Source organism: Stenotrophomonas pictorum JCM 9942, from assembly GCF_001431585.1.
In the GTDB taxonomy this organism is placed as follows: Bacteria; Pseudomonadota; Gammaproteobacteria; order Xanthomonadales; family Xanthomonadaceae; genus Stenotrophomonas; species Stenotrophomonas pictorum.
This window is the reverse complement of sequence record NZ_LLXS01000046.1, coordinates 1-19,441: the sequence shown is the minus strand read 5'-3', so window position 1 is coordinate 19,441 and position 19,441 is coordinate 1. Positions and strand designations below refer to the sequence as shown.

The 19,441-nt window shown below is 62.1% G+C and carries 14 protein-coding genes and 1 pseudogene; 6 read left to right on the top strand and 9 right to left on the bottom strand.

The genetic code is table 11. The features are described 5' to 3' along the window. Positions 1-54: 54 nt before the first annotated feature. From ARC78_RS13960 to ARC78_RS13950, 3 genes are all read right to left on the bottom strand, one after another. A complete protein-coding gene (locus tag ARC78_RS13960; RefSeq protein WP_057506516.1) occupies positions 55-450 on the bottom strand; it encodes a hypothetical protein in 396 nt (131 codons plus the stop codon). A gap of 147 nt (positions 451-597) precedes the next feature. Next, a complete protein-coding gene (locus tag ARC78_RS13955) occupies positions 598-939 on the bottom strand; it encodes a hypothetical protein (protein ID WP_057506515.1) in 342 nt (113 codons plus the stop codon). 121 nt (positions 940-1,060) lie between these two features. Continuing rightward, the gene (locus ARC78_RS13950) at positions 1,061-2,236 is read right to left on the bottom strand and encodes a thiolase family protein (protein WP_054660672.1); all 1,176 of its coding nucleotides are present in this window, start codon (positions 2,234-2,236) and stop codon (positions 1,061-1,063) included. Positions 2,237-2,418: 182 nt separating this feature from the next. Here ARC78_RS13950 and ARC78_RS13945 point away from each other — a divergent pair, with 182 nt between their 5' ends. Next, complete coding sequence (locus tag ARC78_RS13945) at positions 2,419-5,283, top strand: S8 family serine peptidase (RefSeq protein ID WP_057506514.1); 2,865 nt, start codon at positions 2,419-2,421, stop codon at positions 5,281-5,283. Between the two features lie 69 nt (positions 5,284-5,352). Here the strand turns inward: ARC78_RS13945 and ARC78_RS13940 are convergent, their stop codons facing one another. The 5 genes from ARC78_RS13940 to ARC78_RS13920 form a co-directional block, all read right to left on the bottom strand. Continuing rightward, positions 5,353-6,450: a Glu/Leu/Phe/Val dehydrogenase dimerization domain-containing protein gene (locus tag ARC78_RS13940; protein WP_054657518.1), complete on the bottom strand. Its 1,098-nt coding sequence runs from the start codon at positions 6,448-6,450 to the stop codon at positions 5,353-5,355. 194 nt (positions 6,451-6,644) lie between these two features. Next, positions 6,645-7,049 (bottom strand): hypothetical protein, encoded by a 405-nt coding sequence (locus tag ARC78_RS13935; protein ID WP_054657520.1) that lies wholly within the window; start codon positions 7,047-7,049, stop codon positions 6,645-6,647. A 12-nt stretch (positions 7,050-7,061) separates the two neighbouring features. Further along, on the bottom strand, positions 7,062-7,529 hold the full coding sequence (locus ARC78_RS13930; RefSeq protein WP_054657522.1) for a roadblock/LC7 domain-containing protein: 468 nt from the start codon (positions 7,527-7,529) through the stop codon (positions 7,062-7,064). Next, positions 7,526-8,053, bottom strand: a complete 528-nt coding sequence (locus ARC78_RS13925; protein ID WP_054657524.1) for a GTP-binding protein — start codon at positions 8,051-8,053, stop codon at positions 7,526-7,528. The genes ARC78_RS13930 and ARC78_RS13925 overlap by 4 nt, the downstream gene beginning before the upstream one ends. 3 nt (positions 8,054-8,056) lie before the next feature. Continuing rightward, entirely contained in the window at positions 8,057-8,707 is a 651-nt protein-coding gene (locus ARC78_RS13920; RefSeq protein WP_054657526.1) for a winged helix-turn-helix domain-containing protein, read from the bottom strand. A 208-nt stretch (positions 8,708-8,915) separates the two neighbouring features. On the opposite strand from ARC78_RS13920, the gene ARC78_RS13915 reads away from it, so the two are divergent. Beyond that, positions 8,916-12,479: a methylmalonyl-CoA mutase family protein gene (locus ARC78_RS13915; protein ID WP_057506513.1), complete on the top strand. Its 3,564-nt coding sequence runs from the start codon at positions 8,916-8,918 to the stop codon at positions 12,477-12,479. Positions 12,480-12,804: 325 nt separating this feature from the next. On the opposite strand, the gene ARC78_RS13910 is transcribed toward ARC78_RS13915, so the two are convergent. Then, positions 12,805-13,251 carry a very short patch repair endonuclease gene (locus ARC78_RS13910; protein WP_241772751.1) on the bottom strand — a complete coding sequence of 149 codons (447 nt, stop codon included), beginning with the start codon at positions 13,249-13,251 and terminating at the stop codon, positions 12,805-12,807. Between ARC78_RS13910 and ARC78_RS13905 the strand changes: the two genes are divergently transcribed. From ARC78_RS13905 to ARC78_RS13890, 4 genes and pseudogenes are all read left to right on the top strand, one after another. Then, entirely contained in the window at positions 13,250-14,890 is a 1,641-nt protein-coding gene (locus ARC78_RS13905; RefSeq protein WP_083468385.1) for a DNA cytosine methyltransferase, read from the top strand. The genes ARC78_RS13910 and ARC78_RS13905 overlap by 2 nt on opposite strands. Positions 14,891-14,980: 90 nt before the next feature. Beyond that, positions 14,981-16,984, top strand: a complete 2,004-nt coding sequence (locus ARC78_RS13900) for a sigma-70 family RNA polymerase sigma factor (protein WP_054657533.1) — start codon at positions 14,981-14,983, stop codon at positions 16,982-16,984. After that, the gene (locus tag ARC78_RS13895) at positions 16,981-18,501 is read left to right on the top strand and encodes an ATP-binding protein (protein WP_199398921.1); all 1,521 of its coding nucleotides are present in this window, start codon (positions 16,981-16,983) and stop codon (positions 18,499-18,501) included. Before ARC78_RS13900 ends, ARC78_RS13895 begins: the two co-directional genes overlap by 4 nt. A gap of 12 nt (positions 18,502-18,513) precedes the next feature. Further along, positions 18,514-19,441: pseudogene (locus tag ARC78_RS13890) on the top strand (endonuclease); the annotation flags it as partial.

Sequence of the window (19,441 nt, the reverse complement as noted above, 5' to 3'; positions counted from 1 at the left end):
TGCAGCAAGGTGGCCACGCGCCATTCCAGAAGGAATGGACGCGTGGCCAGTCTATCAATGCTTGGCCTCGTTGGCCTTCTCGCGCGCGTCCTTGGCCACTTCCTCGGCGTGGTCGGCCGCCTTCTTGGCGGCCTCGGCCGTGGCGGCCGTAGCATCTGCGGCGGCTTCCTTGGCGGCCATGCTGGCGTCATCGGCCGCCCTTGCGGTGGCATCGGCGGCTTTATCCAGGGCCTGTTTCGACTCGGCGGCCGCTTCGCGGGTAGCGGCGGCGGCGCGGTCGGCGGCGTTGTCCGCTGCTTGCGCAGCCGATTCGCCGGCGCTGCGCGCGGCATCGGCCGCGTGATCCGCCGCCGCGGCGGCCTCGCGCTTGGCCTGCTCTGCGTTGGGATCGTTGCAGGCTGCCAGTGCCAGCACCAGACTGCCTGCCAGCAGCGGAACAAGAATCTTCATTGCGCTCTCCTGTGTCGGGGATGACGCAGTCAGCCTAGGCGAGCGCGGATTCAGATTGTGTCAATGCATCCGCACCGGAACGCCAGGCAAAAAAAAGCCGCTGGCGAACCAGCGGCTTTTTTCAGACTCGCTTTGAAGAAGAAGTTATTACTTCTTGGCTTCTTCAGCAGCGTCCTTGGCCTGGGCAGCCACGTCTTCAGCAGCCTTGGCGGTGTCGGCAGCAGCGTCGGCAGCAGCGTCGGTGGCGGCGCCAGCGGCGTCGGCAGCGGCGGCACCGGCGGTGTCGGCAGCGGGGGCGGCGGTGTCAGCAGCAGCCTGGGCAGCGTCAGCGGTGGCGTCGCCAGCAGCAGCAGCCTGGTCAGCAGCGACCTGGGCTTCAGCAGCAGCCTGGTTTGCGTCGGCAGCAGCGTCAGCAGCCTGTTCCTGCTTCGAGCAGGCAGCCAGAGCCAGGCCCAGGGTCATAGCGATCAGCAGCTTGTTGATGCTCATTTGTGAATCCTCGTCGTGAAATTAGGCAACGCGCCATTGCGCGCCGGGAACATGATGACAATCCCATTTGGGCTGTCAAGCGACTCCGCATTCATATTTGCGAAAGTCTGAAATTTTCCAATCAGATCAATTCGATGGCGATAGCGGTTGCTTCGCCACCACCAATGCAAAGCGATGCGACGCCACGCTTGAGGCCGCGCGTGCGCAAGGCGTTTACCAGCGTAACCACCAGACGCGCACCCGATGCACCGATCGGATGACCGAGCGCACAGGCCCCGCCATTGACGTTGACCTTGGCATGCGGAATGCCCAGTTCGCGGATCGGCGCCATGGCCACAACGGCGAATGCCTCGTTGATCTCGAACAGGTCCACCTCGGCGATATCCCAGCCGGCTTTTTCCAGCACTTTGCCGATCGCGCCGATCGGGGCGGTGGTGAACCACTCCGGTTCCTGCGAGAAGGTGGCATGTGCGGCGATGCGGGCCAGCGGCTGCACACCCCGCCTGGCGGCGTCGTCGGCCGACAGCAGCACCACGGCGGCGGCACCGTCGGAAATGCTCGAGGAACTGGCGGCGGTGACGCTGCCGTCCTTCTTGAATGCCGGACGCAGGGTCGGGATCTTGGCGACGTCCGACTTGCCCGGCTGTTCGTCCTGGTCGAATTCAACGTCACCCTTGCGGGTGGCGACCTTCACCGCGACGATCTCGTCGTTGAACGCACCGCTGGCCTGTGCGGTCTGGGCGCGCTTGACCGATTCGATCGCGTAGGCGTCCTGCTCTTCGCGGCTGAAGCTGAACTTTGCCACGGCCGCTTCGGCGAACACGCCCATCGACTGGCCGTCGTAGGGATTGGTCAGACCGTCCCAGGCCATGTGATCCACGGCCTGGAAGTTGCCGTAGCGGTTGCCGGTGCGCGAGTTCGGCAGCATGTGCGGGGCGTTGGACATCGATTCCATGCCGCCGGCGACCACGATGCTGGCCGAGCCGGCCTTGATCAGGTCATGGCCGAGCATGATCGCCTTCATGCCCGAGCCGCACACCTTGTTGAGGGTGGTGGCGCCGGCGCTGGTCGGCAGACCGGCGGCCAGCGAAGCCTGGCGGGCGGGTGCCTGGCCCAGGTTGGCCGGCAGCACGCAGCCCATGATCACTTCGCAGACATCGGCGGCGGGGATGCCGGACTGCGCCATCGCGGCGCTGATGGCGGTCGCGCCGAGGGTCGGGGTGGGGACGCCGTTGAACTGGCCAAGGAAGGAGCCAATAGCGGTGCGCTTGGCGGCGGCGATGACGATGTCGGACATGGGCAATCTCGGTTATACCTTGCGGCAATTATCGAATGTCTCCGGATGTCCGCCCATTGGACCAACGGCACATCCCGGGAGACAGCGGATTGTCGTTGCAGTATAGATGTTCGCCATCGCGCGGCCGGCGGCCGGCAAGACCTGAATTGGCAATAGCAACCAACTGGGGAGTGGGGCTGGGAATGAACAGCAAGGTGTGGGGACGCAATGTGTTGGCCAGCGCGCTGGCGTTGGTGCTGGGCGCCTGCGGAGGGGGCGGTGGGACCAAGCCCACGCCCCCGGTATCGCCGCCGCCTAGCGCGCCACCGCCGACAACCCCGCCACCGACAACTCCGCCACCGCCCACACCTCCTGCGCCGCCACCGCCCACGCCGCAACCGGCGATGGACGCGCATCTGGCCCTGACCAATGCCAAGGCCGCGCAGGCGATGGGGCTGACCGGTGCCGGCTACCGGATCGGCGTGATCGATTCGGGGGTGATGCGCAACCACCCGACGCTGGCCGGGCGCGTGGTCGCCAACTATTTCTATCTGGACCCGGCCAAGAACAACGCCAATATCGACGACGTGGTCGGGCATGGCACCACGGTGGCGCAGCTGGCCGCCGGTGCGGCGGCTGGACAGTGGCCCGGGGGTATCGCACCGGGCGCGCAGATCGTGTCGGCGCGGATCATCGCCGACAAGGCGCCGGTCGATGACGGCTCCGGCCAGGGCAACGAGGTCACCGGCGCACTGGGGCTGGCGCCGATCCACGACGACCTGATCCGCGCCGGCGCGCGCATCATGAACAACTCCTGGGGCGGGCTGTACTGGACCCGCACTTCCGCCACCGCGCCGATCGCCGCCGAGTACCGGCCCTTCATCACCAGCAACGACGGTCTGGTGGTGTTCGCCACCGGCAACGAATCGCGGTCCAATCCTTCCGACATGGCGGCGCTGCCGAGCAAGGCCGGCACCAATGGCACGCTGCCGGCGGCCGACCTGGAGCGCGGCTGGCTGGCGGTGGCGGCGGTGGATACGGCCAATCCGGACAAGCTGGCTTACTACTCCAACGCCTGCGGCGTGGCGAAGAGCTACTGTCTGGTGGCGCCGGGCACCGCGCTGTTCATCGGCCACCAAAGCACCGCCGGCAACCTGCAGTACTTCTACGGCAGCGGCACCTCGTATGCGGCGCCGCTGGTGTCCGGGGCGGCGGCGCTGGTGTGGCAGGCCTTCCCGTATTTCAACAACGATCTGGTGCGACAGACCCTGCTGGGCACCGCCACCGACCTGGGTGAGGCCGGGCCCGACGCGGTGTTCGGCTATGGGCTGTTGAACGTGGGCAAGGCGGTCAATGGCCCGGGCAAGTTCGACTGGGGCGATGTCACCGTCAACCTGGCCGGCAGCTCGACCTGGAGCAACCCCATCACCGGCAGCGGTGGCCTGATCAAACGCGGCAGCGGCAGCCTGGTGCTGGGGCACGCGGGTCTGCCTCTGGATTACACCGGCACCACCCGCGTCCAGCAGGGCACGCTGGCGGTGGCCGGCGATCTGCGCGCCTCCGACGTCATCGTCGAGAACGGCGGTCGCCTGGCCGGCACCGCATGGCTGGGGAAGAACCTGAGCAACGCCGGCATCGTGGAAATCGACAGCGCCGGTGCGGCGCAGGGCGGTATCCGCATCGAAGGCGATTACACCCAGCAGGCCGGCGGCCGGCTGGACCTGACCGTCGGCTATGGCCAGCTGCTGGTCAAGGGCCAGGCCACGCTGCAGGGTGGCGGCCTGCACGTGCTCGGGGTGCGTAGTGGTTATGTGCATCAGGCGCGCGAGTACGTGCTGACCGCCGATGGCGGACTGAGCGGCACCTTCGATGCACTGACCTCGGCACCGGGCGTGCTGCTGACCGCTGTGCCGGGCTACAGCGCGAACCAGGCATGGCTGGATATCAGCCGGCTGGATGTCACCGCCGCGGCCTTGTCGATGCGCAGCATCACCCCGCAGGCGCTGGGTGCGGCCTTGCGCGTGGAATCGGCCTTCCAGCAGATCGATGCCCAGCAGGGCCGCGGGACCGGGCCGATCGCCGACGGGGTCATCCGTGGCGCCGGCGCGATCCAGCACAGTCCCAGCGAGCAGGCCGCCGCGGCCACGCTGCGCAGCATCTCCGGCGAAGCCCATGCCACCGCCACGGCGATGACCTTCGACAGCATCGACATGAACCGTCGCGCGCTGTCGGCGCAGTTCGACGAGCAGGCCGGCGCTGCGGCAACCGGCGGGGCGTGGATGCGCTCGCTCGGCAATGGCGGGCAGGGCGGTTATCTGGGCAGCGACTACAGCGTCGGTGGCTGGATGCTGGGGCGCGAGGCGTCACTGGGCGGCAACGCGGTGCTGGGCTTCGCCTTCGGTGAAACCCGCGCCAACACCACCGCCGGCATCGCGCAGGACCGCAGCCGTGACCGCCAGACCCAGAGCCAGCTCTATGCCGGCTGGCACCACGACAGCGCCTATGTGCTGGGCCAGGCCGGCTTCGGCCAGTACCAGCGCGAACTGGACCGCGGCCTACTGCTCGGTGGCGAACGCGCCGGCGTGCAGGCCCGCTATGGCGGCCGCTTCCTGTCCGGCAGCGTCGAGGCCGGCTATCGCTTCGGCCACGGCGCGGCCACGCTGACCCCCTATCTGGGGGCCGAATACACCCGCATCGACAGCGATGCCTTCCACGAGCAGGGCGGCTACGGGTTCGGCCTGCGCGCCAATGACTGGAGCAGCCAGCGCACGCAGGCCCTGGCCGGGCTGCGCGGCCAGCACCAGTGGCGTGGCTTGGCACTCAATGGCTACGTCGAATGGCAGCAGGCGGTGTCGAGCGAGGGCCTGAGCCTGCGCACCGGCTTTACCGGGGTCGATGCCTGGGCGCCGCTGGACGGCCTGCAGCCGGCGCGCTCGGGCGGCCTGTTCGGGGTGTCGGTTGACACCTGGCTGACGCGCAACGCCCGGCTGTCGTGGGGCTATGACCAGCGCTTCGGCCCGCGCGGCGACAACCGGCAGCTGTCGCTGCGCCTGCAGCAGGCGTTCTGAGGTTGCTGTAACGGGCAACAAAAAAGGCGGGCGATCGCTCGCCCGCCTTTTTCCGTATCAGCCCACGCTCTACTCGCCGCGCAGGCGGTTCATGCGTGGCGTCGCCCGGCCCATCGGCATCTTCAGCTTGCCAATAGCCTCGATCCGGGCTTCGGCGATGCGGTCGGCCGCGCGCTGTGGCGAGATGCCCTCGCGCTCGGACTGGTCGAAGATCTTGCCCAGGTTGTGATAGATGCTGCGGATCTGCCGCATCGCCCGCTCGCGGTTGTAACCGTCGATCTCCAGCGCCACATTCATCACGCCGCCGGCATTGACCGCGTAGTCCGGCGCCCACAGCACGCCACGCTTGAACAGTTCATCGCCCACCGCATGGCTGGCCAGCTGGTTGTTGGCGGTGCCGCAGATCACCTTGGCCTTGAGCCGATCCAGCGTCTCCAGGCCGATGCCACCTTCCATCGCGCACGGCGCGAACACGTCGGCGGCCACGTCGTAGATCGCATCGGGCTTGACCGCCTCGCAGCCGTATTCGGTCACCGCGCGCTGCACCAGCACCGGGTCCAGGTCGGTCACGTAGAGCTTGGCGCCGCGCTCGCGCAGCAGCTTCACCAGCTCCATGCCGATATGGCCCAGGCCCTGCACCGCGATGCTGACCTTGCCCACTTCCTCATGGCCGAACTTGCGGTTGAGCGAGGCCATCAGCGCCTGCAGCGCGCCGTAGGCGGTGAACGGCGCCGGATCGCCGGAACCGCCATGGGCCTGGTGCACACCGGTCACGAAACCGGTTTCCAGGTAGATGTTCTCCATGTCGTTGACGTCGGTGCCCACGTCTTCGGCGGTGATGTAACGCCCGCCCAGCGCCTCGACCTGGCGGCCGAACGCGCGCAACAGCACCTCGCTCTTGTCGACCTTCGGGTCGCCGATGATCACCGCCTTGCCGCCGCCCACATTCAAGCCGGCCAGCGCGTTCTTGTAGGTCATGGTGCGGCTGAGTCGCAGCACATCACGCAGCGCATCGTCGGAGCTGGCATAGGGGCGCATGCGCACGCCACCCAGTGCCGGGCCGAGCGTGGTGTTGTGGATCGCGATGATGGCCTTCAGGCCGGCGTCGCGGTTGTGGCAGAACACGACCTGTTCGTGGCCAGAGGTCTCGAGGGTTTCGAAAAGCATGGAAGCTCCGATTGCGCTACTGCGGCAACGTCCGTGATCGTGCAGCCAAATGGCGGTCCATAAAACAAAAATGCGACGTCGTCGGGGTGAGTGACTTGGTCGCGGGCGCCATTCTAAAGCATTCCCTCCGAAGCGATGTCTACGGGCCTTCCGGGAGGCCGCCCCGGCCGCGGTGGCCGGGGCGGCCTGTCACCTCAGGGGCAGTAACGCGACAGCTCCGGCAGGCCGGCGCGCAGCGTGGCCCAGCCCATACCCAGATTGGTACGCCGCCCGGTGATCAGCATCGCCAGCATGTGCTTCTTTTCCGGCAGCACGCTCATGAAGTGATAGGTGCGTTCGGTGGACATCTGGATCTCCTGGATCATCCGCATCGATTCGTCGCCGCGATGCTGGGAAATCATGTCTTCCACCACCCGCACGTTGCGGCCGCGGAACATCTCCACCGAGGCGGCGGCCACCGCGTCCAGATAGGCCTCGGTGAGGTGGGTGGCGCGGTTGTGGATACCCAGCAGCAGGCCGGACTCCAGGTCGATCAGGGCACAGGCCAAACCGTCGTCCACTTTTTCGAGGATGGTCTGGCAGGTCTGGGAGAGGCTCATCGGGTGACTTCCTTAGGCAAGAGGGAGGGAAACGCGTGGGGTGAGGGAGTGCGATTGCGCGGCGACGACCGCCAGCTGTTCGGCCAGCTGTTTGGAATGGTTGAACAGCAGGCCCAGGCTGCTGCCGCGCGTACCGATGGTGGTCAGCGCCCAGCCGCCCTGCGGTGCGCCCACGCGCAGGATCACGGTCATCCCCAGCTCGCAGTCGATCAGGCTGTTGCGGCAGGTGCCGTGGCCCAGTTCGCGGGCGCAGGCTTCAGACAGCGCCAGCATCGAACCGCCGATGGCGGCAATGCGCGAGGGCTCGAACTCGATGCGGCTGGCCACGGCGATCAGGCGGCCATCGGCCGTGGCCACCAGGGCCGCACGCACGTCGCAGGGGCCGTCCAGGAATTCCTGCAACAGCTGCTGGCAGGCGGCGGTGGGCAGGGCGGGGGCGGAGAACGCAGGACGCGAGGAGACAGGAGGAAGCAGTGTCATGACAGCAGGGCCTGGGATTCGATGCGGGCCACCAGCACGCGCAGCAGCGACTGCACCTGCGTGGGCACGCGGGTATCCACGGCCAGCACCGGGGCGTCGATCCCGCAGGCGGCCAGCGGGGGGATGAAACGTGCGGGCGGATGGGCACCGGGCAGATCGCCATGGGTGATGCCCACCACCAGTTCGGCATGGGAAAGATGTTCGCCGCAGCGCTGCAGCAGCCACTGGACGCGCTCGCCGTCGGGCGCATCGCGCGCGTCCAGCAGCAACAGCACGCCCAGCGTGCCCGGCGCCAGCACCGGCCACAGGAACTCGAACCGCTGCTGCCCCGGCACGCCGTACAGGCCCAAGCGCAGGTCCTCGCCCAGCCGGGTCTCGCCGAAATCCAGCGCTACCGTGGTCTGCCGGTCCTCCTCGGAGGAGGGCACATCGGTGCACAGCGGGGCGATGTCGCTGACCGCGGCGATGGCCGTGGTCTTGCCGGCGCCGGGCGCGCCGACGAACAGGAATTTGTGAGGGTGCATGGCTTACAGACCGAAGCGGCGGCGCAGCAGCGAGATCAGGCCGCGGTCACGCGGCGGCGGTGTCGCAGGAACCGCTGTGATCACCGGTGTTGCCGCCTCGCGCGACAGCAGCCCGTCCGCGTCCAGCCGCTGCACGATCGCGGTCACGCGGCTGGCCGACAGGTCCAGCATGTTCGCGATCTCCGCGCACGACAGCGCACGGCGTGACAGCACCGACAGCAGACGCAGTTCATCGGGGTGGTCCATGCCGCGCTCCAGCGCCGGCCATTCGATCAGCCGGTACCGGCAGCTGCCGGCCGCGACGGCGGGCGCCACGACGGCGGGCGTCACCGGGGCCTGGCTGGAGAACGCATTGAGCGCGGTCAGCAACCCATTCAGTCGCAGCGGCTTGGGCAGCTGCCAGAACACGCCCGTGGTGGTGTCCTCGCCCAGGGTGATCACGCAACCACCGCGTTGCCCGGCCAGCAGCTGCCCCAACTGCTGCTGCCCGGCGCTGCACCCGGTATCGACCAGATAGGCGTCGGCGTCGCCGCCGGCCAGGGTCTGCCAACGGTGGTGCAGGCGGGGCTCCAGAATCTGCAACAGCATGCGCACCAGTTGCTGGTGGTAGTCGTCCAGTGAAGCCAGTTGCAGTGTTGCCGTAGAACGTGACATGCGATGCCTGCTCCCCCGAAGGCAGATGTTCTTCGGGGCAGATAGTTATCACGCACTCCCAGGGCCGCAAATCGGGGGAACCCCGGGGGCAGGCGCAAGCGCGGCCGGCGCCTGCAAAAACCGCAAAGGTCACGCTGCGCTGCAACCTGACCTCTCACGCCCCCGGTTCTATCATCGGTTTCAACAGAAACAGGATGTCGTACGGCCCATGAGTACTCCCGCCCCCCACGTTCCGCAGGTCCAGCCCCCCATGCTCGATCCGGGCCGCACCCCCCTGCGCTTTGTCACCGCCGCCAGCCTGTTCGATGGCCACGATGCGGCCATCAACATCATGCGCCGGCTGATCCAGGCGCAGGGCGCGGAGGTCATCCACCTGGGCCACAACCGCAGTGTCGAGGACGTGGTACGGGCCGCACTGCAGGAAGATGCCGACGCCATCGCGCTGTCGTCCTACCAGGGCGGCCACGTGGAGTACTTCAAGTACATGGTGGACATGCTCAAGGAGCGCGGCGCCGGCCACATCAAGGTGTTCGGCGGCGGTGGCGGCACCATCACCCCGGAAGAGATCCGCGAGCTGCAGGCCTATGGTGTGGAGCGCATCTACCATCCCAACGACGGCATGAAGATGGGGCTGGTGGAGATGATCGAGGACGTGGTCGCCCGTGCCGGCAGCGCACGCGATGCCCACGCCCGCGATGCGGTGGACGAGGCCCCGGCCCAGGGCGACGAGATCGGCATCGGCCGCGTGCTCTCGCAGCTGGAAGACGGCAACTACAGCGAGGCCGAGCTGGCGCACCTGCGCAAGCAGTGGCAGCTCGCCTCCGGCAAGACGCCGGTCATCGGCATCACCGGCACCGGCGGCGCCGGCAAGTCCTCGGTCACCGATGAACTGCTCAACCGCTTCCTGGCCAACTTCCCGGCCATGCGCATCGCGGTGATCTCGGTCGATCCCACCCGCCGCCGCACCGGTGGCGCGCTGCTGGGCGACCGCATCCGCATGAACTCGCTGCGCTCACCGCGCGTGTACATGCGCTCGATGGCCACCCGCCGCCAGCACGCGGCCATCAACACCGTGCTGCGCGACTGCATCGGCTTTCTGAAGTCGCAGCATTTTGATCTGGTCATCGTCGAAACCGCCGGCATCGGCCAGAGCGATTCGGAAATCGTCGATCTGGTCGATTTCCCGATGTATGTGATGACCAGCGATTTCGGCGCGCCCAGCCAGCTGGAAAAGATCGACATGCTCGATTACGCCGAGCTGGTGGTGCTCAACAAGTACGACAAGCGCGGCGCCGAAGACGCGCTGCGTGATGTGCGCAAGCAGTGGAAGCGCAACCGCGTCGCTTTCACCATGAAAGACGAGGACGTGCCGGTCTATCCGACCATCGCCAGCCAGTTCAACGATCCTGGCATCAGCTGGATGTTCGCCAACCTGTGCCGGCTGTTGAACGAGAAGAAAAACCGGGGTCAGAGTCCTGTTTCTGAAAAACCGGACTCTGACCCCGGTTTTATTCCCCGCATCGACACCACGCTCAAGGAACCACGCGCCACCGTGCTGATTCCCGGCAGCCGCGTGCGCTACCTGGCCGAGATCGCCGAGCAGGGCCGAAGCATCAACGCCCGCATCGACTCGCAGGCCGAAATCGCCGAGCGCGCGCAGAGCTGCTGGCAGGCGCTCAAGGAACTGGGCGATGCCGCACTGCCGGCCGCGCTGGATCTGTTCCCGGCCGACGCGCTTACCGACGCCAACGCCGATACCAGCCTGCGCACCCTGCGCCAGCGCTACAACGATGCGGTGCAGTCACTGGATTCCGAAGCGCTGCGGCTGCTGCGCGAATGGCCGGCACGGCTGAAATCCATCACCGATGACGTCACCGAATACCAGGTGCGCGGCAAGGCCATCCGTGTGGAGAACTACCGCGAATCGCTGTCCCACCAGCGCATCCCCAAGATCGCCGCGCCCACCTACCGCAGCTGGGGCGAGCTGCTGGTGTTCCTGCAGAAGGAAAACCTGCCCGGCTCCTACCCGTACACCGGCGGCGTCTACCCGTACCGCCGTGCCGGCGAAGATCCCATCCGCATGTTTGCCGGTGAAGGCACGCCCGAGCGCACCAACCGCCGCTTCCATTACCTGAGTGTCGGCCAGCCCGCCGCGCGCCTGTCCACCGCCTTCGATTCCGTCACCCTGTACGGCGAAGACCCGGCGCCGCGCCCGGACATCTACGGCAAGATCGGCAACTCCGGCGTCAACGTCCCCACCCTGGATGACATGAAGAAGCTGTACTCCGGCTTCGACCTGTGCGCGCCCACCACCTCGGTGTCGATGACCATCAACGGCCCGGCGCCGATGATCCTGGCGATGTTCATGAACACCGCCATCGACCAGCAGGTCGAGAAATACCTGAAGGAAGATCCCGCGCGCTGGGCCGAAGCCGAGACGAAGATCGCGAAAATCTTCGAAGGCCGCACCCGTCCGCAGTACCACGGCGAACTGCCGCCCACCAACAACGGCCTGGGCCTGGCGCTGCTGGGCGTCACCGGCGACCAGCTGGTCGATGCCGACACCTACGCCCGCATCAAGGCGCAAACCCTGTCCACCGTGCGCGGCACCGTGCAGGCCGACATCCTCAAGGAAGACCAGGCGCAGAACACCTGCATCTTCTCCACCGAGTTCGCGCTGCGCATGATGGGCGACATCCAGCAGTACTTTGTCGATAACAAGGTGCGCAACTTCTACTCGGTGTCCATCTCCGGCTATCACATCGCCGAAGCCGGCGCGAACCCGATCAGCCAGCTGGCTTTCACCCTGTCCAACGGTTTCACCATCGTCGAGTACTACCTCGCCCGTGGCATGCACATCGACGACTTCGCGCCCAACCTGTCGTTCTTCTTCTCCAACGGCATGGACCCGGAATACACCGTCATCGGCCGCGTCGCCCGCCGTATTTGGGCACGCGCCATGCGTGAGCGCTACGGCGCCAACGAACGCAGCCAGATGATGAAGTACCACATCCAGACCTCGGGCCGTTCCCTGCACGCGCAGGAAATCCAGTTCAACGACATCCGCACCACCTTGCAGGCGCTGTATGCGCTGTTCGACAACTGCAACAGCCTGCACACCAACGCCTACGACGAGGCCATCACCACGCCCACCGAAGAGAGCGTGCGCCGCGCGGTGGCTATCCAGATGATCATCAACAAGGAGCTGGGGCTGAACTTCTGCGAGAACCCCTGGCAGGGCAGCTTCATCGTCGATCAGCTCACCGATATCGTCGAGGAAGCCGTCTACAAGGAGTTCGAAGCCATCAGCGAGCGCGGCGGCGTGCTCGGCGCCATGGACACCATGTACCAGCGCGGCAAGATCCAGGAAGAGTCGCTCTACTACGAACACAAGAAGCACGACGGCAGCCTGCCGCTGGTCGGCGTCAACATGTTCCTGCCCAAGGAACACGCCGGCGAAGTGGCCACCGAAATCGAACTGATCCGCTCGACCGAAGAAGAAAAGGGCCAGCAGATCGAAAACGTCCACACCTGGCAGCGCAACCGCAACGCACTGGCCCCCAAGGGCGAAACCTCGCACGCCCACGAAGTCGGGCAGGGCGACTCAGCCGGTGAAATCCACGACGGCCACGGCCTTGCCTACCTGCAGAAAACCGCCCGCGACCGTAAGAATGTCTTCGAAGCGTTGATCGAAGCGGTCAAAACCCATAGCCTCGGTCAGATCAGCCACGCGCTGTATGACGTCGGTGGGGAATATCGGCGGAATATGTGAGTTGTGGCCGCAGACTTGAAATTTGCCGCCCGTGGAAAAATATAGGTTCGACTCTTGACTTTGAACGCCTGTTGAAAAAGAAGGGCTGGGCTGTAAAGCCCAGCCCTTCTTTTTTTTCGCGTTTCGCCATTTTCCTGCAACTGTCGATTTCACCAAGGCTATCTGAAGTTACAGAATCAAGTTGTGCCGAAGAGATATCCCTTGAATTGTGACTAAAATGAGCAGGTCTAGGGGGCGAGTCGCAGACATTGAGACGTGCTTCGACCAAGGTCGCTTTCGAAAAAAGGTGCGGGGCAGGATGATGGGTTCCAAGCGGCTTCATGTTTCAGCCGGTGGCAGTCGGGATTGGTTCTTGAACCATCACGCCATCAAGTACTTCAATTTGCATGCTTCCGCTTCCGGCTCGAAGCCAGGTGGAGAGTTGCTCGACTGCCGCGATATGATTGGCTCTGATCGAACACTCCCAGACGATCGCGACCCTCCAGTGCATTTCTCCAAGTGCCACCACAGCGGCAGTATCTCTTTCCCTGTTACGCCTGAGCTTGTCATCCCAGAATTGTGTTCTCGTCTTGGGCAGGCGGAAGTGCGGACACCCTTCGTGCCGATGCCAGAAACATCCATGCACGAAGACGACTGCTTTCCATTTGGGCAGGACGATATCTGGTTTCCCGGGGAGCTTCCTGCCATGAAGGTGGAAGCGATAGCCGTACCGCCACAGCTGCCGCCGAACGATCAGTTCCGGCTTGGTGTTCTTGGCCTGGATCCGTGACATGAGCGCAGAGCGCGTGCCGGCATCCATTACATCAACCATTTCAGGAAATCCCGTTTTGTCTGCAACACGCAAGTCAATTGGTGTAATCGACATCTTTGCCGGCCCAGGTGGGCTGGGTGAAGGATTCAGCAGTTTCCGCACCGACAAGGATGCGGGGACATATCCATTCGAACTGGCTGTATCCGCAGAAATGGAGAAATCGGCGCACTCGACGCTTCGGCTAAGGGCGTTCTATCGATTGCTCGTCAGGAAAGAGGGGGGCGTCCCTCAAGCGTACTACGACTATTTGGCTGAAGTTGCCAAGGGTGATGCAAGTCCACCTGCGATCCATTTCGGTGTAGGGCCTTGGCAGGATCTTTGGAAGGAGGCTGAAGAGGAGGCGCTCAACCTGACTTTGGGAGAAGAGAAGGACAATCAACTCCTGTTTGATCGCATCAGCAAGGTGCGGGACAACTACGATGAAATGATCCTGATCGGCGGTCCTCCTTGCCAAGCCTATTCCCTTGTTGGTCGCTCCCGCCAGATGAATGTGGATGGCTTTCTTACCAAAGGCGACAAGAAGCATTTTCTTTACAAACAGTATCTCCGCATCCTGGCTGATTTCTCCCCCGCCATCTTCATCATGGAGAACGTGAAGGGGATACTAACCTCAAAGGTCGGAAATAAGGAAATGTTCTCGGCCATCATGCGCGACCTGTCCAATCCTGCAGCAGCCCTGCAAAGGTCAAAACAGGAAGGGAAAAGCGACAGAAAATACGTGCTTCTTCCGATCCACGTAGGAGAGGGGCAGGAGCGATCAAGCGAACTGGTCGCAAAGGATCCGAGCGCATTCATTATTCGCTGTGAGGATCATGGTGCCGCCCAGGCGAGGCATCGGGTGATCATCATGGGAGTGCGCGAGGACTTGATGCACGCAGGGATTGCCACGCTTCCAGGGTTGGATGTGGTCAAGGAGCGGGTATCCGTGGAGAATGCCTTGGCTGGTCTGCCAAAACTGCGTAGCGGCCTCAGCCGGCAGATAGATGATGAAGAGAAGTGGCGCAAAGCCATGTTGTCCGAGCGAGATCGTGTGATTCGTGCTTTGGGTAGTTCGCTGCCGGACGTGGCAGAGAGGTTGAAGAAGCTCAGTCCTGCACACACCCTCGGTCGCCGTTCAACCGAGTATGGAAACACATCAAGCGAGTATGCCGACCGATTGAGAGGGAAGCAGACTGTTGTTCTCAATCATGAGACGCGTGGTCACATGCAATCGGATCTCGGGCGTTACATGTTCTGTGCTGCCTATGCGAAAGCGATGCATTGTTCGCCATCGAGCAGCGAGTTCCCAAAGAAGCTGGCTCCAGAGCATGAAAACTGGGATTCGGGCGCTTTTGCTGATCGGTTCCGCGTGCAGATTCAGGGCAGACCGTCCAATACGGTGACCAGCCACCTGTCAAAGGATGGTCATGCTTTCATTCATTGGGATTACAGGCAGTGTAGAAGCCTGACCGTGCGCGAGGCTGCGCGTCTGCAATCCTTTCCTGACGACTACTTGTTCCTCGGAAACCGGACCCAGCAATACGTACAGGTCGGCAATGCGGTCCCGCCCTTGGTGGCTCGGCAGATCGCCAAAGTTGTCTGGTCGATTCTAAGGAAGTGATACAGGGCTTGGGGGAGTCATGGATCGGTCTTCTGTGCATATGAAGCTGGAAGTTTCGATTTCCATTTTCGGATCCGGAGGTGGCTGCTGATGTGGGTAGCAGTGCCCAAGTCTGTCTTGCACCCCCTGTTTCGAGCTGCCATACAGCGGGGCGATGTCGAATGGGTTTCCAGCCATCTTGCGGATGGTAGGGACGTTAATTCCGTGGACCAACGCGGGCGCACTCCCTTGATGTTTGCGGCGCAGGAGGGGCACCTTGAGTTGTGCCGGTTGCTTCTTGAGCATGGCGCGGACCGGAATGCAAAGGATGATTCCGGGTCATCAGCGATTGATGCAGCGAGGCTTGCGGGCAGGCAAAAGGTGGTTGAGCTCCTAGAGCTCGCTGCACCGGAGCGAGAGCAAGAGCAAGAGACGCTCATCGGCTGCACTCCAGATGCTGAGTCGGATTCCGATTTTTTCGGTGAATGGGAAGAGGATGCCGTTGTTTTGGCACCGATGGACGATGGAGCGCTCCGATCCCAGGTCATCGAAGCGCAAAAAGAATCGTTGAAGTTCAAGGCCCCGAGCCAAGATGGCAGTTGGGAAGACATCAAAATTGATTTGCCAAACCCAAGTGGCTTGGCCACAGTCATCGAACTGCAAAGGGACGATATCCAGTCTCTGCTTGCCACGCTGATTGGTCGGGCCGAGGAGCTCGGCTACTACGAGCAGAATCAGATCGAAGCGATTTCTCTGGACGCAGGGGGAAATTCTGAAAAGGAAATCGCTCAACACCTGCAACAGTTGATGGGTGATTTGGGGGTCTTCCACGATGAGGGGGGGGGCGAGTGGCTTTTTGCCCCATTGGTCGACGAGAAATTCGAGCCGGATGATGTTTCCGAAGAATATTGGGCGTATTTGCGAGACCTGTCCGCCAAGACGAATGATCCATTCTCTCACTTGATCCGGGATGTGGAGAATTCTGTTTTGCTCGACCGCGATGGCGAGGAGCGGCTCGGACTGCTGATTTCATTGGCAGTAAATGATGCGATCCGGGTCATCTCAAGTGACGACAAGGTGGTTGCTGCTCTTCTTGAGCTGAAGAGGATGATTGCCGCTAACCCTTATCTAGTTGGCAATATTAGCCGTATGGGTGTGGATGAAGTTGGGGGCGAGGGCGACAACGCCCTTGTTGCAACGAAGTTCACATCGCTGTTGGAAACAGCCGCCCTTTCATGTTCGGACAAGGGGGATGTCGAGTGTTCCAAGAGGGCTATGGATACGCTTGAGCAACTGGAACTGACGTTGCTTGGCATCAAGGTAATACACGGCACGCTAGTTGCCCTCGGAAGCGACAATTGCCAATTGAACGATATCGTTCAGCGTGGGGTCCGCTTGGAACGTGAGATGTTCATGGCCAATCTGCGATTGGCTATTTCGGTCTCTGCAAAGTACGGATGGTCGAGTCTTCCTCAGATGGATCGTATCCAAGATGCTTTTCTGGGGTTGCTAAGGGCTATCGAAAAATTTGATTTTCATCGCGGGTACAAGTTTTCAACCTATGCAACCTGGTGGTTGAAGCAGGCCGTAACCCGTTCGATCGCGGACAAGGGAAGGCTCATTCGGGTGCCAGTGCACATGACGGAACGACTGTGGAAGGTCGCAAAGTCGGCGCGGGTGGCTGGTTTCGATTCCCCGCGCGAAATGCCCATCTCCGAGCTGTCGAGTGCATCTGGATACTCGGAAATTGAAATCCGGAAGGTCTTCTCGATAGTGGATGATGCCTCCCTATGGGGCGATTCACTTTCAGACCATGATGCTGTGATGTCGTTTGTCGACGAGGCGGCTGATCCTTTTGCATTCGCGGAACGAGCAGAGATGGAGCGGATCGTCCAGTCAGGCATCGATGAACTTCAAGGTAGGCAGGCCGGCGTCATTCGGCACCGATTCGGGTTTTTGGATGGTTCCGAGATGACTCTTGAGGAAGTCGGGCAGATGTATGGCGTCACGAGAGAGCGGATACGTCAGATCGAAAATAAAGCACTAAGTGCCTTGCGTCACCCGCAAAGAATCATTGCGGTATTGAGAGGATATGTAGGAGCAGAAGTCCAATGACTGTGGGTCAATCAGGATCGGCGAGATTTCGTGATGCACCTCCCAAGGCGGCGGCGATGGTTGAGGCACTTCGTGGCCTTGGCTATACAACCGAAACTGCGCTGGCAGACCTGGTGGATAACAGCATTTCCGCCGGGGCGGGAAGGGTCTTTATCCATTTCCATTGGTCTGGATTGGATAGCTGGATCACGATTGCCGATGATGGGTGCGGTATGACGGATGCTGAGCTTGAAAGCGCGATGAAGCTAGGAGACAGGAATCCGCTTCATCACCGTTCGACTTCCGATTTGGGGAGATTTGGGCTCGGCCTCAAGACGGCATCGTTCTCCCAGGCAAGGCGGCTCACCGTTGGAAGCACCAAGACTGGCAGCGCCAGTTGTCTGCGATGGGATCTTGATGTTCTTGCCAATGATCCGCAGGGCAACTGGCATCTTTTGGAGGGGGCACACGAGGGCTCGGAATCCAAGTTGGCCCAGTCAGGGGCCAAGGAGAGTGGAACGGTTGTCCTATGGGAAGTGCTGGATCGAATAGTTTCTCCGGCGTACAAGGAACAGGACTTCCATGATCTGGTGGACAGGGTGGAAGCACATCTGTCGATGGTGTTCCACAGATTCCTCGATCAAAGTGGAGGCCGGTTCGAGCTGTTTATCAACGATCGTCCGCTGAAGCCATGGGACCCGTTCCTGTCTGCGAATGCCGCCACATGGCGATCTCCTGAAGCTCCGATGGGTAGCGGAAGCTGGAAGGTTACTGCCCAGACATTCGTGTTGCCCCACAAGGATCGTCTTGGCGAAAAGGCATATCTCGATGCAGGTGGTCCGGAGGGGTGGTCCTCACAGCAGGGCTTCTATGTCTACAGGGGGCGTAGGCTTCTGGTCGCAGGAAGCTGGCTCGGTTTGGGGCGCGGAAGGTCCTGGTCCAAGGATGAAGCACATCGGCTCGCACGTATCCGACTGGATATTCCAAACAGTACCGACGCCGACTGGAAAATCGACGTTCGCAAGTCCTCTGCGCATCCCCCTGTAATACTCAGGGAACAATTGACCCGATTGGCAGAAGATGCCCGGGACAGAGCCAGGAAGGTATTCCTGCATCGTGCCCAATCCAACTCGTCAACGGGAAGAGTCGAGGATCTGGCATCGGTGTGGATGTCCAAAGAGCTCGCATCCGGTCGCCGGTATCGCGTCGATCGGAACCATCCGGTAATAAAGTCATTATTGGATGAAGGCGGAGGATTGGGGGAGCGGGTCGAAGTATTGCTCCGGGTGTTGGAGGAGACCATTCCTGTCCAACGAATCTGGCTTGAGGCAGCCGAATCAGGTGAGCATGCAAAAGGCGGTTTTACAGGGGAGGCGGATGAATCCGTCAAGAAGATCCTCTTGGGGCTGTACCGAACCTTGGTGCTCAAATCCGGGATGTCACCGGAGATGGCCAAAAAGAAGCTGTTGAAGACCGAGCCTTTCGATTTGCATGCCGATCTGGTCCATGGGCTGCCTGCTGAAATCAATGGAATGTAACCGGGGATACGCATGAGCGACTCAAATGAAAGCAAGACGATTCGATTTGTCCAGATGCTTCTTCAAGAGGAGGAGGACAAGGGTGGCATCACTTCGGCGTTGATCCACGAGAAGATCGACATTGCCCTGATGCTGAATCCAAAATGGTCGGTGGGTCTTGATCGGGACAGTGTGACTGACGAATTGATCCGCAGATTCAGCATCTGGATTGGTGAGGACATCAGCCTCAATGACGATACGGGGCATGAGCCATGGCTTGATGCTGCTAGGAAAAAGGATTGGCGCTATTGGCAGCGCTATCGCGAGCTCGTCGAAAATGATCTCTCTTGGGATATAGCTGACAAGCTTGACAAGTCGACGGATAAGATCCTGGGAATGCTTGAGGATCCCAGCCGGTCGGGAAGTTGGAGCCGACGCGGCCTTGTTGTTGGTCATGTGCAATCAGGCAAGACAGCAAGCTACACCGGTTTGGTATGCAAGGCCGCGGACGCTCAATACAAGGTGATCATTGTCCTGGCTGGACTGCACAACAATCTACGTTCGCAAACGCAAATTCGATTGGAAGAAGGTTTTCTTGGGTACGAAGCCACTAACGAAAGTGGTATATTGCGACGAGTGGGTGTTGGTCTCATCGATACCGATATGTCCATCAAGCCCAACTGTGCCACCACGCGGGCCAACGCCGGTGATTTTGGTGGTCGTGCAGCCAAGCAGCTTTCCATATCGCCAGAGCAACGGCCGTGGCTGTTTGTTGTCAAGAAAAACAAGTCGGTACTAGCTCGATTGCTTACATGGATCCAGAACCATGTGGCAGATCAATCGATTCAGGATTCGGAATCAATGCCCATCTTGGACGACCGGAAGCTTCCTTTGGTCAGGAAGCGAGTCACGAAGCTGCCTCTTCTGATTATCGATGATGAGGTAATCCCCCCGCAAAACC

What these genes read in the sequence shown, in the direction of transcription:
- ARC78_RS13960 (WP_057506516.1), bottom strand. Translation starts at nt 450, where the DNA reads ATGAAGATTCTTGTTCCGCTGCTGGCAGGCAGTCTGGTGCTGGCACTG.
- ARC78_RS13955 (WP_057506515.1), bottom strand. Translation starts at nt 939, where the DNA reads ATGAGCATCAACAAGCTGCTGATCGCTATGACCCTGGGCCTGGCTCTG.
- ARC78_RS13950 (WP_054660672.1), bottom strand. Translation starts at nt 2,236, where the DNA reads ATGTCCGACATCGTCATCGCCGCCGCCAAGCGCACCGCTATTGGCTCC.
- ARC78_RS13945 (WP_057506514.1), top strand. Translation starts at nt 2,419, where the DNA reads ATGAACAGCAAGGTGTGGGGACGCAATGTGTTGGCCAGCGCGCTGGCG.
- ARC78_RS13940 (WP_054657518.1), bottom strand. Translation starts at nt 6,450, where the DNA reads ATGCTTTTCGAAACCCTCGAGACCTCTGGCCACGAACAGGTCGTGTTC.
- ARC78_RS13935 (WP_054657520.1), bottom strand. Translation starts at nt 7,049, where the DNA reads ATGAGCCTCTCCCAGACCTGCCAGACCATCCTCGAAAAAGTGGACGAC.
- ARC78_RS13930 (WP_054657522.1), bottom strand. Translation starts at nt 7,529, where the DNA reads ATGACACTGCTTCCTCCTGTCTCCTCGCGTCCTGCGTTCTCCGCCCCC.
- ARC78_RS13925 (WP_054657524.1), bottom strand. Translation starts at nt 8,053, where the DNA reads ATGCACCCTCACAAATTCCTGTTCGTCGGCGCGCCCGGCGCCGGCAAG.
- ARC78_RS13920 (WP_054657526.1), bottom strand. Translation starts at nt 8,707, where the DNA reads ATGTCACGTTCTACGGCAACACTGCAACTGGCTTCACTGGACGACTAC.
- ARC78_RS13915 (WP_057506513.1), top strand. Translation starts at nt 8,916, where the DNA reads ATGAGTACTCCCGCCCCCCACGTTCCGCAGGTCCAGCCCCCCATGCTC.
- ARC78_RS13905 (WP_083468385.1), top strand. Translation starts at nt 13,250, where the DNA reads ATGAGCGCAGAGCGCGTGCCGGCATCCATTACATCAACCATTTCAGGA.
- ARC78_RS13910 (WP_241772751.1), bottom strand. Translation starts at nt 13,251, where the DNA reads ATGTCACGGATCCAGGCCAAGAACACCAAGCCGGAACTGATCGTTCGG.
- ARC78_RS13900 (WP_054657533.1), top strand. Translation starts at nt 14,981, where the DNA reads ATGTGGGTAGCAGTGCCCAAGTCTGTCTTGCACCCCCTGTTTCGAGCT.
- ARC78_RS13895 (WP_199398921.1), top strand. Translation starts at nt 16,981, where the DNA reads ATGACTGTGGGTCAATCAGGATCGGCGAGATTTCGTGATGCACCTCCC.